At 47.4% G+C, this 16,872-nt stretch carries 14 protein-coding genes and 1 pseudogene; 6 read left to right on the forward strand and 9 right to left on the reverse strand.

Translation table 11 applies throughout. The features are described 5' to 3' along the window. Positions 1–11: 11 nt before the first annotated feature. The 4 genes and pseudogenes from NQ519_RS12400 to NQ519_RS16285 all read right to left on the reverse strand — a co-directional run. Complete coding sequence (locus tag NQ519_RS12400) at positions 12–1,598, reverse strand: glycoside hydrolase family 172 protein (protein ID WP_052308431.1); 1,587 nt, start codon at positions 1,596–1,598, stop codon at positions 12–14. A gap of 24 nt (positions 1,599–1,622) precedes the next feature. Further along, the gene (locus tag NQ519_RS12405; RefSeq protein WP_019150836.1) at positions 1,623–2,483 is read right to left on the reverse strand and encodes a carbohydrate kinase family protein; all 861 of its coding nucleotides are present in this window, start codon (positions 2,481–2,483) and stop codon (positions 1,623–1,625) included. Position 2,484: 1 nt separating this feature from the next. Then, entirely contained in the window at positions 2,485–3,813 is a 1,329-nt protein-coding gene (locus tag NQ519_RS12410; RefSeq protein ID WP_026076545.1) for a sugar porter family MFS transporter, read from the reverse strand. Between the two features lie 266 nt (positions 3,814–4,079). Further along, positions 4,080–4,311 (reverse strand): annotated as a pseudogene (locus tag NQ519_RS16285) (site-specific integrase); the annotation flags it as partial. 627 nt (positions 4,312–4,938) lie between these two features. On the opposite strand from NQ519_RS16285, the gene NQ519_RS12415 reads away from it, so the two are divergent. From NQ519_RS12415 to NQ519_RS12435, 5 genes are all read left to right on the forward strand, one after another. Beyond that, positions 4,939–6,567: a tetratricopeptide repeat protein gene (locus tag NQ519_RS12415; protein ID WP_019150834.1), complete on the forward strand. Its 1,629-nt coding sequence runs from the start codon at positions 4,939–4,941 to the stop codon at positions 6,565–6,567. Between the two features lie 278 nt (positions 6,568–6,845). Continuing rightward, positions 6,846–7,220: a hypothetical protein gene (locus tag NQ519_RS12420; protein WP_019150833.1), complete on the forward strand. Its 375-nt coding sequence runs from the start codon at positions 6,846–6,848 to the stop codon at positions 7,218–7,220. Positions 7,221–7,361: 141 nt separating this feature from the next. Continuing rightward, on the forward strand, positions 7,362–7,982 hold the full coding sequence (locus tag NQ519_RS12425) for a tail fiber domain-containing protein (protein ID WP_227901104.1): 621 nt from the start codon (positions 7,362–7,364) through the stop codon (positions 7,980–7,982). 16 nt (positions 7,983–7,998) lie between these two features. Continuing rightward, positions 7,999–9,801, forward strand: coding sequence for a S8 family peptidase (locus NQ519_RS16205; protein WP_018695190.1), 1,803 nt, complete (start codon positions 7,999–8,001; stop codon positions 9,799–9,801). A 58-nt stretch (positions 9,802–9,859) separates the two neighbouring features. Then, complete coding sequence (locus NQ519_RS12435) at positions 9,860–10,654, forward strand: class I SAM-dependent methyltransferase (RefSeq protein ID WP_019150831.1); 795 nt, start codon at positions 9,860–9,862, stop codon at positions 10,652–10,654. On the opposite strand, the gene NQ519_RS12440 is transcribed toward NQ519_RS12435, so the two are convergent. From NQ519_RS12440 to NQ519_RS12450, 3 genes are all read right to left on the reverse strand, one after another. Next, positions 10,647–11,120: a hypothetical protein gene (locus NQ519_RS12440; protein WP_018695192.1), complete on the reverse strand. Its 474-nt coding sequence runs from the start codon at positions 11,118–11,120 to the stop codon at positions 10,647–10,649. The genes NQ519_RS12435 and NQ519_RS12440 overlap by 8 nt on opposite strands. A 374-nt stretch (positions 11,121–11,494) precedes the next feature. Continuing rightward, entirely contained in the window at positions 11,495–12,721 is a 1,227-nt protein-coding gene (mobB, locus tag NQ519_RS12445; RefSeq protein ID WP_019150830.1) for a conjugal transfer protein MobB, read from the reverse strand. Next, complete coding sequence (locus NQ519_RS12450) at positions 12,706–13,125, reverse strand: plasmid mobilization protein (protein WP_018695194.1); 420 nt, start codon at positions 13,123–13,125, stop codon at positions 12,706–12,708. Before NQ519_RS12450 ends, mobB begins: the two co-directional genes overlap by 16 nt. Before the next feature lie 457 nt (positions 13,126–13,582). On the opposite strand from NQ519_RS12450, the gene NQ519_RS12455 reads away from it, so the two are divergent. Then, positions 13,583–14,101, forward strand: coding sequence for a DUF3408 domain-containing protein (locus NQ519_RS12455; protein WP_019150829.1), 519 nt, complete (start codon positions 13,583–13,585; stop codon positions 14,099–14,101). Between the two features lie 256 nt (positions 14,102–14,357). On the opposite strand, the gene NQ519_RS12460 is transcribed toward NQ519_RS12455, so the two are convergent. Together NQ519_RS12460 and NQ519_RS12465 are read right to left on the reverse strand one after the other, a co-directional pair. After that, a complete protein-coding gene (locus tag NQ519_RS12460) occupies positions 14,358–15,587 on the reverse strand; it encodes a site-specific integrase (RefSeq protein WP_019150828.1) in 1,230 nt (409 codons plus the stop codon). 242 nt (positions 15,588–15,829) lie between these two features. Then, positions 15,830–16,807 (reverse strand): IS982 family transposase, encoded by a 978-nt coding sequence (locus NQ519_RS12465; RefSeq protein WP_009598283.1) that lies wholly within the window; start codon positions 16,805–16,807, stop codon positions 15,830–15,832. Positions 16,808–16,872: the final 65 nt, after the last annotated feature.

The raw sequence follows: 16,872 nt of genomic DNA on the forward strand, positions 1-16,872 counted from the left end.
TGGTATTTAGGTTAATTTTTCTCCGTTGCCGCAGACGCTGCCGTCCCGTACCAGAAAGCTGCTGCCCGGTAATCGACCGCACCGGGATTCCAGCTCAGCATTTCCAGGTCGAAACGCAACCGTTGCCCGAAAGGCATTACATCCAGATTGCGGGTTCGGACGAAGGTATTGTGTCCGTGCGACGATGTTTCATCGGCCCGGGGAGCGCCGCCGAACGGCGTTGCGAACGGCACCACAGGCGCCCAGGAACAGTTGTAATAGTCTTCCGTTCCAGTACCCATGAACGACGGGAACGTATCGTTGTCGATCCAGATCTTTTCGTCGCCCTCACCGTACCAGTCGGGACAGTGGTTGTAAAGCGACAGCACATCGCCGCAATAGACCCCGCGACCGGTTATGGTCGTAAAATTCCAGTCGAGATTGTCCGGCGAATTATAATCATTGTTGACCGGAATACCCGTTTCATCGTGGTAAGTCGCATGGAAATAGAGTGTCTGCGCTGTACGGTCGAAATCATCGACATAGCCCGTGATTACGGCTGTAAAGGGAATATCGGTCTTTTTTTCGATACGCAGGTCCGCATGTTCCGCATAAGGCATCACCCAACGACTCGTAAAGGAGCCTTTGCCGTCGGATGAGACGTACCAGTTCGATGAAACCGGTGCACCGGTGCCGGCTCCGAAGAAACAGTCCAAAGGACACCACACACAGCGTGTGCCGTCGAAATCGATACGCAGCCAGGTCTGCTGCATGATCTCGGCAAGATCTGCCGGATCGAATTCCGAGAGCGTTATGGTCAACGACCGGATCGCCTTGTTTCCGTCGGGCAGGTGCAGCGACGTGGTGCCGTTCGACATCGGGGTGACTGTCCGGGTACACTCCGTTCCGTCGGTATACGTTTCGGGTGACAGCAGTTTGCGGTTCACTTCCGCAATCCTGTCCGCAAACTTGCGCACTTCTCTCAACGAGAAAGTCCGAACATTCGTTCCGTTGGCGTAGGTTCTGTATCCGATATGATAGTATCGGGGTATTTTGACCGTGTAGTCGGGCTCTTCGAGTGTGATACGGCAGGATCGGGCATAGGGCAGGGGCAGAAAGAACGTGTTGCCGCCGGTTTTGGAAAGTTCGTCTTCATAATGCGTATGTGTCAGCGAAAGGGCCGTACCGACAGTTGCCGGAAAGCGAGCCATGTCATAAGCCGGAATCTCGATTTCTGGCGTGTCCGCTCCGTCGAAATAGAATCGCAGCGTTCCCCGTTTATCGTTGGTCGTCATCCAGATGCGCGTTATGGCCCCGGGCCCCTTTTCATCGAAGAGCACCTTTTCGACACGGCCGCGAATCGTGTCGAGCCGTTCGAATCCGGCTCCGTCGTCGTTGGCGAACCAGCCGGGTTCATGAGGGGCAACGGTACGGCGGTCGTAGCTGCTGACCTGAGCCGCACGGTAATCCACGGCCGGATAACCGGCCACTGCGTCGTATGAAATCATTTCATCCAACAGTGACGCCATCGTCACCTGTGAAGCAGCGTCCGAGGGACTGCCGTGCGTTCCGCAGCCTATGGTGCCGAGCGCCATTAAGATCGTAGTCAGTCGTTTCATGGTAAATTCGGGTTTTAGGTCGGGTTATTCTCGGGGCGGAGGCCATGCGCCTGCGCAGGTGCAGACATAAGCCGCGGTTTCAACGGCCGTCCGGTGCGCTTCCTCGATCGTCCGGCCTGTAAGCAATGCTCCGATCAGGCTTCCCGAGAAGGCATCGCCCGCACCAACGGTATCGACGACCTTCACCCGAGGAGTCGGCAGCACGGAGGTGCGGTCGCTTGTATAGATGGAACTAAAACGATCCCCTCCGGTAAGCACGACCATACGAAGTGCATATTGTTCCGCCAACTTGCGGCATGCAACGTCCGTATCTTCCGGCAGCGCGAACATCTTCTGTAACCGGACGAGTTCGTCATCGTTTATTTTCAGCACGTTCGCCATACGGAGCGACCGGTCGATCAGCTCTTTCGAATAGAAATGCTGACGCAGGTTGATATCGTATATGCGATAGGCTTCGGCCGGGACGGCTTCGACCATGGCGCAGGTGGTCCGATGCGAAACTTCACAGCGCTGTGCCAGCGTGCCGAAACAGATGGCACCGGCTCGGTGCGCCAGAGACAGCATCTCTTCCGTGAGCGGAATATAGTCCCATGCGACATGTTCGTGAATCGTGTAGGAAGGCTGGCCGTCGCAAAGCGCGACATCGACGGTTCCGGTCGGTTTATTCACTGTGGCGACAAGCGTACGAATGCCATAACTGTCGGTGAGCGCCAACAGATCGCGTCCGGCATCGTCATTGCCGACAGCGCTGACTGCCCAGCCTTCGACACCGTTCTGCGAGGCGTGATAGGCAAAATTCACGGGGGCTCCTCCGGCTTTGCGGCCAGTAGGCAAGACATCCCACAGAAATTCGCCGATACCGATAACAAGGGGTTTGGAATACATCTTACTCTTTTTTTAGCAGTTGTTTTTCAATTTCTTCGAGCGAACGCCCTTTGGTTTCGGGAATCCAGATGCAGATAAACAGCCAGGCAGCCAAGCAAAGGAGTCCGAATCCGGCAAAAACGATTGCCGCACCGAAACTCTCCAACATGACGGGAAAGAACTGCACGACCAGAAATGCGCAGGCCCAGCTGATCCCCGTTGAAAGCGCCATGGCTGTGCCCCGGATGGCCGAGGGATATATTTCGGCTGTAACGACGAACATAAGCGGGGAAAGCGACACCGCAAAGAACGCGATGTAAACAAGCAGGGCGATCAGAATCCCGATACTGTCAGGCTGCGGCTGAGCGAAGGCATAGGTCAGGTACGCCAGCGATGCGACCAATCCGGCACACCCCCACAGAAGCAGTTTCTTGCGGCCCAGACGGTCCACCAGCCATACGGCGACTATCGTGAACAGAAAGTTCACTATTCCGACATAGATGGCTTGCATAAGCGCCGTATCTCCGCCGATACCGGTCTGCCGCAATATTTCAGGGGCGTAATTGATGATAACGTTGATTCCGGTGATTTGCTGGAATACGGCGAGCAACGAACCCAGCAGGACGATGTATGCCGTCGATCCGCGGAATAATTCGGATAATTTGGGCCCGCCTTTCTGCGAAGCTTTCGGCGTTTCAAGCATGACTGCCGCATCTTCGGAAGAAATCCCCATGCGGGCGATGGCTTTTCGGGCAGCCTCATATTCCCCCTGTCTGATCAGCCAACGCGGACTTTCGGGCAGAAACAACAGCATCAGCAGATTGCCCGCTGCGAACAACAACGGCAATCCGAGCATCCAGCGCCAGTTGTTTCCCCACGAAATCATCCCGAAATCGGCGCAATAGGCAGCAAGAATGCCGATAACGATGAATAACTGGTAAAACGAAACGAACGTGCCGCGCCATTTGGCAGGGGATATTTCGGATATATAAATAGGTATTACGGCCGAGAGGACTCCCATGCCGCAGCCGCCCAGGAAACGGGCTGCAATCAGCCATGCGGCATTGCTTGCCAGAGCACATCCGGCGGCCGACAGTGTCAATATGACGGCGGAAATGACCAGCATGTTTTTGCGGCCGTATTTATCGCTGTAACGCCCTCCCAGCAATGCTCCTATCAGGCAGCCAATCATAATGGCGCTCGTCACGAGCCCCATGGTCATGGCCGAAAGATCGAACTCGGCGGTAATGAATTCGAGCGCTCCGGAAATTCCTCCCAAATTAAGCCCGACTACGAATGCCCCGAACGAGGCGGCAAAGACACACCCGAATAGCAGTAACTTGTTCTTCATATCAGATTAGTTGATTTATTTTGGTATGACAAAAATAGTCTGTCGTGTGCAACGTTTCGATAACGATTGTTACAGATGTGATAAGCCTTGTTACAAATCGATCCAATCCGATTGGCGTGTTTGCAGTTCTGGTTACAAATCCGCAACACGGACATGGAGCGGTCGTATTCGTGCGGGTCGCTGATCTTCCGGCCCTGCTCATCGACGCGCAACGATACGATGGGGAGATGTCCTTATGCTTGAAGACAAAGGCATCAAAGTCCCGTAATATCCTTTACACGGGATTCGTATTCGAGGAGAGCGGCAGATGGTTACGCATTTGCGGTAATCGTTATAGCTCGAACAAGTGCGGTCTTTGCACGCATGTTTGAGGAAGCCTGCAAGGTATTCGTCGAAGGGCTGTAACAGCAGGCGGCAGTCATCATCCATACCGAGGAAGGCATTGCGAACCTTTTCAGTCGTAATGTATGAATCACGGTTGCAGAGCCGTACTTTTTGGATGGGTTAAATGTAACGTTAAGTTATTTGTTACGCGAGCGTTCGATGCAAGAATCTGAAAACGAATCTTTTAATGCAAATCAAAGCATTTCGGGCAGGTTAACGGATAAGTAGCACGACTTACCGTTGAACCTGCCCGAATTTGCAATTTTATTGTTCGGAGTATATGCGGAAAAAGAGAATTGAATACTTGTAAACAGGATATTTATTCTTTTCTGCGCTTTCGTCTGACTGAAAAAGCCCCTGCTTCCGAAAGTGTGGGATTAAAGTGATGTAACGACTTGATTTATCGGGTCGTTACATTTTTGTATAGGGATAATAGGTAACGAAAAGGCAACGGTTTATTTTCAGCTTCTTGCGCTCAAATACCGCATTTCAAATAACCTACTGCAAGATACGAAAAATTTTTGGAATTGGCAAATCAAACAATGCATCGAAAACATTCTAAGATTCACCTCTTTATGATTTAAGTTCAAAAGCAAGAAGAAAGGGCCTCACGTAAAGTATAGGTTCTTGCGAATTTATGCCTCTTCCAGAACCTTCAATATATATGCCACGTTAATTTTGTCAAATACCAGTTAAGTCGGTATTTTTTCGTATATTGGATAATAATTATTTGGGCTGTTTATGAAACGATTTATTTATGTTTGCGCCTTTTTTCTATGCTTGTGTTCATGTTCCGAGAGCAAATACATAGCCGAAGAACTAGAACGCACGCAGGAAATAATTAACGATTACCCAGACAGTGCGTTACACTCCTTGCAAGCTATCGTCCCCGGCAGTATTCGCAAAAAATCGACTAAAGCACATTATGGGCTGCTTTATTCGCTGGCGTTGGATAAAACAGGACAAACCATAGATACCGATTCGATGCTCCGTCCTGCAGTAAACTATTTCATGCGCAAAGGCACGAACCGACAAAAGTTCCTTTCTTGGTATTGTCTGGGGCGCATGGAATACAGCACAAATAATTATCAGAAAGCAACCGAATCATATCTTAAAGCGTTGGAGTATCGGGATATAATAGATGATCCTTACCTAATCGGAGTATGTAACTTCGTGTTAGGAGAATTGAATTTGAAGCAGAATAATTATCAAAGGGCTTTGTTTTATTATCAAGAAGCCTACGAAAACTATCAGGCTGCAAATAAAACCAAACACCAAGTCAGCGCTAAAATTGCCATTGCCGCTGTTTACTACATGGAGAACGAAGACGACAACGCGCTCCGGGATTATCGAGAAGCATTGAATCTATCCGAACAATTCGGGTATAAGGATTTTCAGGTGTACTGCCTGCGTTGTTTAATCGGGATTCTTTCGAACAAAGGCGTAACCAACGAAACCAACGATTATGTAGGCCGTTTTCTCCAGTTGTCGGATGATTTATCGCCGAATGATTGCTGTGTTTTGGGGGAATATTATTTGCGTATCAATAAACCGGACAGCGCCGAATATTATTTGAACGCAGCGATTTCAGCCAATATTGGAGGGCCGCGCGAAAACGATGCGGCAGCTAAAATTCTCCTTGCCGAAGCCTATACGCTAAATGAGGATTACCGAGCGGCCTGCTATATGCAGAAGGAGTGTCTTGCTTTATGTGATTCGATACATTTAAGCTATATGAATAATTCTGCGGCTGAAACCGAACTGCGATATAAAGACGAACGCTTGGAATTTGAACGCTATCGCTCCAGTGTAAGACAAAATGTAATTTATATTATCGCTTTGGTTTCAGTCATAGCGATCTGCGGCATTATTTATATCTTCTACCGCAGAAATAAGATGCAGAAACAAAGAATCGAGGAATATCTGACGCTGATTGAAGAACTAAATAAGACCAAATTGCAAATACCCGATGCCGCAAAAATTAGTGAACTGCTTAATACGCGCTTTCAAGTCCTGAAAGAACTTGCAAAAACCTATTACGAGTTTGAAAATTCCCCGGCTCTTACCAAGAAAGTCAAAGGCATTTTATCCGAAAAGATTTTGGATAAAACGATAATATCGGATTTAGAGAATACCCTAAATCAACAATACGATAATGTGATTTCTAATTTCAAGTCCGAATATCCGAAAATCAAGCCATGTTTCGTGGAATTGCTATGCCTGCTCTATGCCGGATTTTCACCGCAACAGATAAGCGTTATTACCAATGAAACGCTAAAAACAATATACATGCGGAAGTTCCATTTGAAAAAGAAAATAATAGCTTCGCATATTACAACCAAAGATGTGATTCTCAATATTATTTCGTAAATATCAGATAATCAATATTTTTGCCAGCAAAACTTGTTGACAATAAAGATTTGCTGGTAATTTGCTGATTTAGAGCATATTAGAGCAAGGCCCGAAAACTGAAAAATTTTCGGGCTTTTTGATGTGTATAATAGCCTGTATTTCAGGCAGGAATTCTCCTTGTTTGAAAAATTTTAGCGGCCCTTATTTTTGGGGTTTCGGGGACATTTGCTCTAATTTTGAAATACACAAATATCTCACTCTAAATCGAATAAACTTATGAAAAATTATCTTTTGCAATGTTCGTAATTGTAGGTTTGTTCATGCTGTTTTCCGGCATCCATTCAGTATATGGTGGCGGCAAGCAGCAAGCAAAAGAAGCGGTTATCGTCAAGCAGGTAAAAGTCGGCGGCGGCCCCGTTTGTCTATCAGAAAACACACCGCTTGTATTCTATGATCGTTCGATGGATATAATAGAGGTCATTTTTACATCGGGCACAGAGAGTAAAACGGGACTGTTGGTAATTTCCGGCAACTATGGTCAGGTTACAGAACAGTTCGACCTTTTCAACGGGAAAAGCATCATTCCGATCCCCGAACTGGAACCGGGATTTTACACGATCGAACTGTCGATAGACAAAAATATTTTTGCAGGTGATTTATTCATCGAATAACACAATGTAAGACAAAGAAAGGGAGGACAGAAGTAGCTACTAGTCGTATTGTCAGACTGCTAATCCACCATATTCCAAACTCTCTAGTGCAAGTCTTTATTACACACACAAAAATTCACTACTAACTTAAACTTCAAGGCCATGAAAAAAGTATTAGCATTAATTGTATTGTGTTTCATCGCATTTAATAGCCATGCACAATTAAGATATCAGAATGGTTATTTGGTTTATAACGCTATGGAGCGTTATAACGGATATATGACTAATTGGGAGGGTTGGGCACATTGTTGGAAATTCGGCGATCGGATGATAAAATTCGACCTCGGCCCCGCAGATTCGCGCGTTTCCAGCAACTCCGACAAACTCGTACTCTACGATACGGAGAATGGCGGTTTCATCGACCTGTACGCCCGTAACGTCTATACGAACTCCGATGCCGCTTCGAAAACTAATATCCAGTCGTTAGGTAACGCAATGGCAACCCTTGCGCAACTGCGTCCCGTATCGTTTGAATGGGCCGATAAGGCGCATTATTTCAAGACCAGCCGACGTTCGACGGGTATTTCCAATCCCAAAGAAATGGGATTCATTGCCCAAGAGATCGAGCAGGTACTTCCCGACATCGTGGCCGTGGATTGCGAGGGCCACCGCGTCGTAAATTACAGCGCATTGATTCCTCTGCTTACCAAGTCGATTCAGGAGCTTAACAGCCAGATCGAAACTCTGAAAGCAGAAATCGAAGCGCTCAAATCCGGAAAATAATTAAACGCCAATTATTATGAAAAGAATACTGAATATAATCGGTATTTTCTTTCTGTCGATAATAGTATTCACCAGTTGCCAGAAGTCGCCGGAAGAACTGAACGAGGGTTCTCCGCAAACGAGGGCCGCGGGTGTAACTGGAACCTATTATTGGTATAACGGAGAGAAAATTTACCTGACCCCGAAAAATGATAAACAGTTCATCCTTTTTAAAACATCGGATGCCAATAGTTTATCATCGCTCTTTACAGCGTCCGCACCGGGCACAAGCAAGGCGGAAACTTCTATGCAGAAAGTTGTTCTTTCATCTCATTTGGAGCCAATCGACGAAAACAACTCTTTGCCTGCGGAGGATTATAGTTGGGCTACGATTTCCACAAATGATTTAAACGCAGCGAAATCATCAGCTATAATTTATTCTGCCCCCTATTTCACGTTACCCGACGGAAAAGAAGCGGGATTGAGCCATCTATTTTATGTAAAAGTGAAATCTATAAAAGATTTGCGTACTCTCCAACAGTTCGCCGAAGAAAACAAAGTGACGATACTCGGCAGAAACGGATATATGCGTGACTGGTACACGCTTTCCTGCACCAATGAATCCGCAGGCAATGCGTTGGACATGGCTAACATATTTTATGAAACCGGGCTTTTCGAGGCTTGTCAGCCGGATTTGATGTGTGACGATGACTTATATGCCGTGGTAAACGATCCGCTTTACAGTTCGCAGTGGCATTTGAAAAACACGGCGACCGCTGGAGTAGACATTAACTTCGAAAACGCGCGGGCAGAAAGTTTAGGATCTGAAAACATTATTGTCGCTGTTGTCGATCATGGAATACAGTTAGATCACCCCGATTTGAATGTCCACACAATCAGCTACGACAGTGAAACCGGAACTCGTCCGAGCAAGGTTTATGGCACTCATGGGACTAATTGTTCTGGATTTATCAGTGCTAAAACCAATAATGGAATCGGCATCGCTTCAATAGCTCCTAACTGCAAACTGATGTCTATAAGTAATACGCTTATGGGAAATCCCGACAGTCGGCAGAAAAGGGCCGATGCAATCAATTTTGCCTGCAATAATGGCGCTGCCGTTATTTCGAATTCATGGGGTTCTTCGGTCAAATACCAAGTCATTGACGATGCTATTTCCAATGCGTTGAGAAACGGACGTTCGGGAAAGGGGTGCGTCGTTGTGTTTGCATCAGGCAATGATTATCAATCGACCGTTGGTTATCCGGCAAATTGTAATCCCGAAGTTATAGCGGTGGGTGCAATCAGCAGCAGCGGTATGCGGGCATCGTTCAGCAATTATGGTTCTGCTCTGGATGTTGTTGCACCGGGTGAGGATGTTATTACAACCACCACTAATAGCGGTTATTCATCCGCCATTAGCGGGACTTCGTTTGCTTGTCCGCTTGTCGCAGGGGTTGCCGCATTGGTTCTTTCCGTAAATCCGGATTTGACGCAAAAGCAGGTTGCGGATATTATCGAAAGTACGGCTAAAAAGTGTGGCAACTATTCCTATACGACCCAATCGGGCCACACCAACGGAACTTGGAACAACCAAATGGGCTATGGTTTGGTAGATGCTTACGCCGCTGTTATAAAGGCAAAAAACACAGGTTCTACCGTCTATTTCAACGACAAGACGGTAACAACCGATACTGTTATTTCGGGTGATGAGATTTCCGCGACGAACGTAACCGTTAAGAATAATGCCAAGCTGACGTTTACCAACGCCAAGAGCATTATTATCACACAACCTTTTACCGTCGAACTCACTTCGTCATTAGAACTTTCCTTACAGTAATTTTTACCGATAAGGCGGAGAATCGGATTCTCCGCCTTTGTTTTTTCAAATTTCCACCATGCAAACACGCCATCAGGATCGTTCCGCCTACTTTGAAGAAACAGCAACTTCCTGCCGGAACTATTATCTCCCTTACATTGAACAGCACACATCCTTGAAATTCGGCCGTAACTGCCGGGTAATGGAGGTCGGTTGCGGCTTTGGCGGCATTCTTTCCATTTTTGCGGCAAAGGGGGCCACGGTAACAGGAATAGATATTCATAAACCGTCAATCGAAACCGCAAAGACACTTTTCGCCGAAAGGGGGTTGAAAGGGACGTTTATCTGTTCGGACATTTTCGATTACAGCGACACACAACCTTACGACCTGATTATCCTGCACGATGCGTTGGAGCATATTCCCGAAAAAGAGCGGTTGATGTTGCATTTAAAATCCTTTTTGAAAGCTGACGGCCTTTTGTATCTGGGATTCCCCGCATGGCAAATGCCGTTCGGGGGACATCAGCAAATGGCGAAGAACCGGATTATCGCCAATTGTCCTTACATCCACCTGTTGCCCCGATCTCTTTTCCGTTTCGTGTTCAGGGCATGCGGCGAAAAGGAAAGTACTGTGAAATGTTTTTTTGAAATTCGGGATACGCGCATCACTATCGAGGGTTTCCATAAATTAGTAACGGCAACGGGATTACGTATAGTGAATCAGCGGCTATATTTCATAAACCCGAATTATCAAGTGAAATTCGGATTGAAACCGCGCATACTATCTCCAGTTATCGGGAAAATACCTTATGTGAGAAATTTTTTCACGACGACCTGCTACTATCTGCTGGCAAAGCAGGAGGAGGCTAATTAATCTCCAGATCGAGCGATATTTTCGCTTCGCTCGGAACAAACGGAACCAACTGCGCTACACGCCATTTCGGGGCTTCGGTGGTGTCGTTCAGCAGAAAAGTTACGGAATATATATATTGAGCATCCGCCTTTACAAAGTTTTTTTTGACGCTTTCGATTCCGTTTGTGGCCTGTCCTGCAACCAAAAGGAGCGTGTTCTTTTCGAAGTCTATATCTTCGGGCAATTTGTCGTTGGGAAATATAAAATCCGCCAGTTCCGCTTGGCTGCGAATCACGATCAGTTGATTGGCGGGCGTTTCAGCCCAGTTCCAAAGAGGATTCAGCGTATAATCGGCGCAGGACAAAGTAGTAGCGTTTCCCTGCGTATTATCATCTGGGGTATCAGTCTTTGTTTGATTCATCTCCACGGACGTACAACCCGTCACGGTAAACAGAGCCATTGCGATAAGACAAATGATCTTTTTCATAGCTTTGGTTTTTCAGTTTGACGATCAAATAGCGTTCCCGATTTTTATTTCGGCACAGCATCCTTGCGCATATCGTCTGAAATATAAGGTATTCATTTACAAAGATAAGAATTTTGGATAAGAAACAAACTATTTAAATAAAAAGCCGGACTTTATGGCTCCTGTTTGACATTATTATAGCGACTTCCACATAACGAAAACAACTGCGTCAATCAATCCTCTTCCTTTCGAAGGATTCGACATTGACATTGAAAATACGCCCTTCATATCTGATGCTCGACATCATATATCCCGTAATGTGAGGCATGCCGTGATTAAAATGAATGATGCAACCCTGTGAACATATCATATAATTTTTAATACATCTATATCCCTTACTTATGTGATCTCCGTTTTTTTCGCCGTTGTATCAGCCGTTGCTGTTCTTCATAAGCCCGCGTGTCGGCCAAATCCAATACCGTATCGACAATGCCAGAAATAGGATTGGCGGCATGGTTTTGCTCTTCGTGTTTCTGTTCCGCTTGTCGTTCTGCAACCTGCCGCACCTCTTTCGGAGCCGGATACAATTCGTTGAAGACATTCGCCGAAAACTCTTTGCCCAATACCGACCCGTTGGCAACGATACCTTTGTTATGGTCAATGAAAGTCACGCCATAGATTCTGCCGACCGGGTTGATGCGAAAGATCGCGTCGATGTTCTCCGCTTTGAGCAACTGCCGAAACTCGTCCCGTGTATTGTTCGGACTCATAGCATCTTTGACCGTTTGCCGCAGCTGGTCGAGTGTGCCTTCTTTTTTCAGTTTTATTTTCGAGTTTTCATAATACCTTTGAAGGGCTTTATAACCTACATCTTTCCCTATTTTGCTCGATTTGAACGGCGTGCCGATTCCATATCCGTCGTCGGTCAGGGCACCGTAGATAATCCCCGCATAATTTCTGCCGTCGATAGTTCCCGTACGTTCTTCGACCGAAATATTGAAGCGTTCCAGCAGCGTGCGAAACTCTCCGTAGGACGAGCATTTGTAATTTCGCAGGCACGACCGGACGACGGACGAGATCCGTTGCTTGACATTCCCCTCGGGATAATTCACTTTCCGCAGGCCCTCCCTGTCCGTCAGTTCCTGCCCCTTGACACTCGGCTGCAGGCCGTATTTACACTCCAGATCACGCAATATCTCCATCGAACGTCGGGCCTCGAAATCATGCGGGAGTTTGCGGCCCTGCTCATCGACGCGCAGCGACACGATATGGAGATGCTCTCTGGAAATGTCCTTGTGCTTGAAAACGATATAAGGCTGTTCGCCGTAACCCATGCGTTCCATGTACTCACAGGCGATTTTCCGGAGCTGTTCGTCTGTCAGCCTGTCCTCCGGTGAAGGGTTCAGCGAGGCATGGAAAACCGTGTTCGTAGTCCTGCGGTTGGCTTCGAGGTACGGCATGAAGCTCTCCATGCAGACGTCAATATCAAGGCGTCCGCATTTATCGTATGGTTCGAGCATCTTCTGCCAAAGCAGCACCTCGGCTTCATCCTTATCCACTTTCTCCTTATTGTAGTATAACGCTCCACCGGGCGAGGAGCCCGATCTTATATTCGCAACCATTCCTTAGCCTGTTTTGTGAGGTTCAGAATCTCGATGCTCAGGGCCTTCAACTCGCGGGTTCGCTGCTCCAGCATAGCGATCTGATGCGGGATAGCAACGTTAGAAAAGTGCGCGTTGATGGCTTTTACAATCTGGTTATAGTTGTTCCCGAGCTTTTGAAATTGGAAATAAAAGTCATTCAGACGGGCAATAAACTGCACTTTCGAAGGGTCGCGTTTAACGACAACGAACTCCTCGCCGAAGATGCGTTTTACGATAAATCGGCTGCGGTTATGCTCCAATCCCGCCTTACAAAGCATCTGCTTAAAGCGGATATTCTCTTCCGTGGTGAGTTTGAAATTATACCTGTGGATTCTGGGATCTGTCGTTGTCGGGCGTCCGATCCTCTTTTTTGTGGTTGTCATCAGTCTGGTAGTTTAAGTGGCGTGACTCGGGAACGCCACCCGGCCTCGCAGAGCGAGCACCTTTCGTATGCCGAAAAACTTTTCGGCATACAAAGGTACAGCTCGCTGTTTCTTTGCAGAAACAAAAATCCGCGCCGGAGAATTTCTATCGAAAGTTTGAAAACTCCTCCGTTACGGCTTCCGGGGACGGGTCGGTTCCCGGTGCAATATTACAACCGTCCGGGCGCAAAAAAAAGCCATCGGTGCGGACTGGAGCGGTCGTGAGCGGACATCGGAACCGAGGTATTTCAGTCGGTTGTATCTTGCAGCATGAAAGGTCGGTTTTCTTATTCCGGTCATTATCCCGATATAAACCGCATGAAACGGAAAACGGTATTTTGAATGGTTTAAAACATAAAACCGGACATACACGCTTTACGACAGTATAGCTAACAATCAATCTCAAAAACGTTGCACCATGGATTCATTGAAAGAAACAGACAAACCTGCACCCAATCCTTCTAAACATCCCCGTATCGAAGTCGACGAGGAGCTGATGCGTCAGATGATCGCCGGACAGGCCCCTTTGGATTCGAAAGTCGTCCGCAGGATTCCCGAACCGGAAGAGGAAGATACGGACACTCCTGAGGGAAACACATCGGAAACGGTATCCGGAGTATCGGCACCGACTGCTGAAAAAACAGACGTCGGCACCCAAACGACTCCCGTAAAGGAGTCTTCCGGATTCCGGCGTAAAAAGATCGCGCTGCCGGATTTCGAACGCACGTTCTTCGCGTCGGTGGATTACCGTAACCGCTCGGCGATCTATGTCAGTACCCGAACCAAGCACAAAGTGTCGGAAATACTCCACCTGTTGGGTGATGACACGACAAGGCTTACGGCTTTGGCCGACAATATGCTGCGCTTCGTAATCGCAATTTACAGCGACGAGCTGAATTATCTCCACGAAAAAAAGAACAACAGACGACCGTTTTGAACAGGCAATGCAATGACCGGTTACTTCGGGCTTCTGATATGCGTGCTGCGGAGCAGCCGCCCGTTGGGTAGCGTCCGGGGCGCAGAAAGTCGCCTATTCCGACGGTAGCGGCCAGCAAAATGCCGGAGATGGAAATCCGCAAGGCTCGCCTTTCGGGCGATTCGCATGGCCTTGCGGATTTTCAGCTCCGGTGTTTAATTCCCTGCCGGCGGAAATAGGGAATATTAGATATACGATATTCCGGGATAACGCCGGGTTATTGCGCAATCTTGAAGACGCTGTCGAGTTTTTCGCTCAACGCCGCCATATCCTGCCCGATTTTGTCATTGGTAATTTGGGCGTAGATTTGGGTCGTGGTGATATGTTTATGTCCCAGCATCTTGCTGACCGTTTCCAGAGGTACGCCCTGCGTAAGCGTGACCGTTGTGGCAAAGGTATGCCGCGCCATGTGGATCGTCGGGTTGAACGACAGACCAGCATGTCTGGCAACATGACGTAACGACATGTTCAGTGTTTTATAAGTGCCTTTAAGCGGAAAAACCTTCTTGCTTGTGCGATATGTATCCTTATAACGCTTGTAGAGCATTTCAGCGACGGGAAGGAGCTTGACACGGAACTGCGTACCCGTCTTTTGCCGTTTGTCGATGATCCAATGATCCCCGTTGTCGTCCGTGTGAATATCGGCGTGAGTCAGCTTTGCAACGTCCGAATGGCTCAGGCCCGTAAAGGCGCAGAAAACGAAGACATCCCGGTTGATGCCTGTTCGGTAGTTGGGAAGTTCGACGTCCATGACGGCCTGCAATTCCGAAGCGGACAAATAGCGTCGTTCGGCGTATTGGGGTCTGACATGGAACCCCGCGAAAGGATCGACAGAAATCCAGCCGTTCTTATACGCCGTGTAGGTCATCAGACGCAGTTTCTTGACTCCGGCACAGATCGTCCCGGAAGCAAGCCCCTTTACCGTAGAGAGGTAGACGACGAACTTTTCGATAAAATCCCGCTTCAGCTCTTTGAAAGGAATGTCCTTGACGTGGTATTCGTATTCGAGGAAAGCGGCGAGACGCCTGCGACGCAGACAGTAATCCTCGTAGGTGGAATAGGCGCGGTCTTTGCCCACACGTTTGAGAAAGCCTGCGAGGTATTCGTCAAAAGTCTGCAACAGCAGGCGGCAGTCGTCACCCATACCGAGGAAGGCGTTGCGAACCTTTTCGGCCGTGACATACGAATCACGGTCGCAGAGGCGTTGGTATTGCTTGCCGATATTGGTCTTGATATTTTCCAGCTTCTCGTTGATGCGCTGCGATTCGAGGCTCTTACCTGCCGCCTTGTTCGCTTTGGCATCCCAGAGAGAAGAACGAACGGTGAGTTTGCAGCTGAACTGCGACATCGTGCCGTTGATGGTGATACGGCCCATAATGGGAACCTGACCCGATTTCTCGGCTTGCCTTTTCACATAGAAAAGGACTTTGAAAGTGCTGCGTTGCATAATAACTTGAACTTTTGGATGGGTTAAACGTAAATGTCAAGTTATTTGTTATGCGGAAATTCGATGCAACGAACTGAAAACAAATGCCTTAAATGCAAATCAAAGCATTTCGGGCAGGTAACGGATAAGTAACATAACTTACCGTCAAACCTGCCCGATTCTGCAATTTTATTGCTCGGAACACATGCAGAACAAAGAATTAAATACCTGTAAACAAGATATTTACTAACCCGTTGGTTGAATTAAAATAAAGCATCTTTAACAAGACCAATTTTACGATGGTTACAGAAGTTGATGTATTGCAGCACGGTCATAGCAGCGATTTTTGCGGCAGTACGTGTAAACAGTCCGCCTGTCTGCTTTGCATAATTGCGTACCATCATGAATTGGTCGTTAAGTTGAGAGAAAACGGTTTCGATTCGCTTCCTGAAACGCCTGTAAGCCCACGAAGGATTTCTCCAATTCTTTTGGTTCAAGCGATACGGGACTTCAAGCTTGATATGAGCCGTTTCGAAAAGGTCTTGTTGCACCTCAGCACTTAAATACCCCTTATCTCCAAGCATAAGACAGTCGTGATAATCCCACTTTGCATCATCCAGATAATGTATATCATGAACATTTGCAGCCGTTATATCATAAGAGTGAATAACACCACTTATTCCACAGATAGCGTGGAGCTTATACCCATAGTAATACATTTGTTGGGAGGCGCAAAAGCCTTTGGAAGGTGCGCTTTGCGGATTATCATTTCCCATAACGCAACGCTTGGCTCGTGCCAGCTGGCATACTTTGACAGGCTTGGAGTCTATCACAAAGACATTTTCCCCACCGTCTATGCTCTTGGCAATATCCCTGCGGATGTCTTCTGCAAGACAAGCCGTGAGTTTGCGACGGACGTTGAACTGTCTTCTGGATATAAGGTTAGGGATATGTTCGGGAGATTCAGCCAATCTCTTAAAGAGGTTGTTCTCGCTGTCATAACCGAATGCTTCGGCTGTAAGAGAAAGAGCTATAACTTCCAAATCAGAAAAGGTGGGAATAACTCCACGGCGAGATACATTGCCATGTTCATTTACACGATTTCCTGCAAATTTCTTGCAGATGTCGTTGATTTTTGTGAATTTTTCGATGAAGTTGTGCATACGACGGTTTGAACTCAATAGTTTGGATGCTATTAAGTTACTAAAAACCAGAAATATGCACAACCTTTCATTTGTCATTTTACTAACTTTTTAATTCAACCAACGGGTTTTACTATTTTCTGCATATTCGATTACCTACAACA

This window comes from Alistipes senegalensis JC50, from assembly GCF_025145645.1.
GTDB classification, from domain to species: domain Bacteria; phylum Bacteroidota; class Bacteroidia; order Bacteroidales; family Rikenellaceae; genus Alistipes; species Alistipes senegalensis.

Excerpts from the sequence above, each read along its gene's own strand:
- NQ519_RS12400 (WP_052308431.1), bottom strand. The coding sequence starts at position 1,598 with ATGAAACGACTGACTACGATCTTAATGGCGCTCGGCACCATAGGCTGC.
- NQ519_RS12405 (WP_019150836.1), bottom strand. The coding sequence starts at position 2,483 with ATGTATTCCAAACCCCTTGTTATCGGTATCGGCGAATTTCTGTGGGAT.
- NQ519_RS12410 (WP_026076545.1), bottom strand. The coding sequence starts at position 3,813 with ATGAAGAACAAGTTACTGCTATTCGGGTGTGTCTTTGCCGCCTCGTTC.
- NQ519_RS12415 (WP_019150834.1), top strand. The coding sequence starts at position 4,939 with ATGAAACGATTTATTTATGTTTGCGCCTTTTTTCTATGCTTGTGTTCA.
- NQ519_RS12420 (WP_019150833.1), top strand. The coding sequence starts at position 6,846 with ATGTTCGTAATTGTAGGTTTGTTCATGCTGTTTTCCGGCATCCATTCA.
- NQ519_RS12425 (WP_227901104.1), top strand. The coding sequence starts at position 7,362 with ATGAAAAAAGTATTAGCATTAATTGTATTGTGTTTCATCGCATTTAAT.
- NQ519_RS16205 (WP_018695190.1), top strand. The coding sequence starts at position 7,999 with ATGAAAAGAATACTGAATATAATCGGTATTTTCTTTCTGTCGATAATA.
- NQ519_RS12435 (WP_019150831.1), top strand. The coding sequence starts at position 9,860 with ATGCAAACACGCCATCAGGATCGTTCCGCCTACTTTGAAGAAACAGCA.
- NQ519_RS12440 (WP_018695192.1), bottom strand. The coding sequence starts at position 11,120 with ATGAAAAAGATCATTTGTCTTATCGCAATGGCTCTGTTTACCGTGACG.
- mobB (WP_019150830.1), bottom strand. The coding sequence starts at position 12,721 with ATGGTTGCGAATATAAGATCGGGCTCCTCGCCCGGTGGAGCGTTATAC.
- NQ519_RS12450 (WP_018695194.1), bottom strand. The coding sequence starts at position 13,125 with ATGACAACCACAAAAAAGAGGATCGGACGCCCGACAACGACAGATCCC.
- NQ519_RS12455 (WP_019150829.1), top strand. The coding sequence starts at position 13,583 with ATGGATTCATTGAAAGAAACAGACAAACCTGCACCCAATCCTTCTAAA.
- NQ519_RS12460 (WP_019150828.1), bottom strand. The coding sequence starts at position 15,587 with ATGCAACGCAGCACTTTCAAAGTCCTTTTCTATGTGAAAAGGCAAGCC.
- NQ519_RS12465 (WP_009598283.1), bottom strand. The coding sequence starts at position 16,807 with ATGACAAATGAAAGGTTGTGCATATTTCTGGTTTTTAGTAACTTAATA.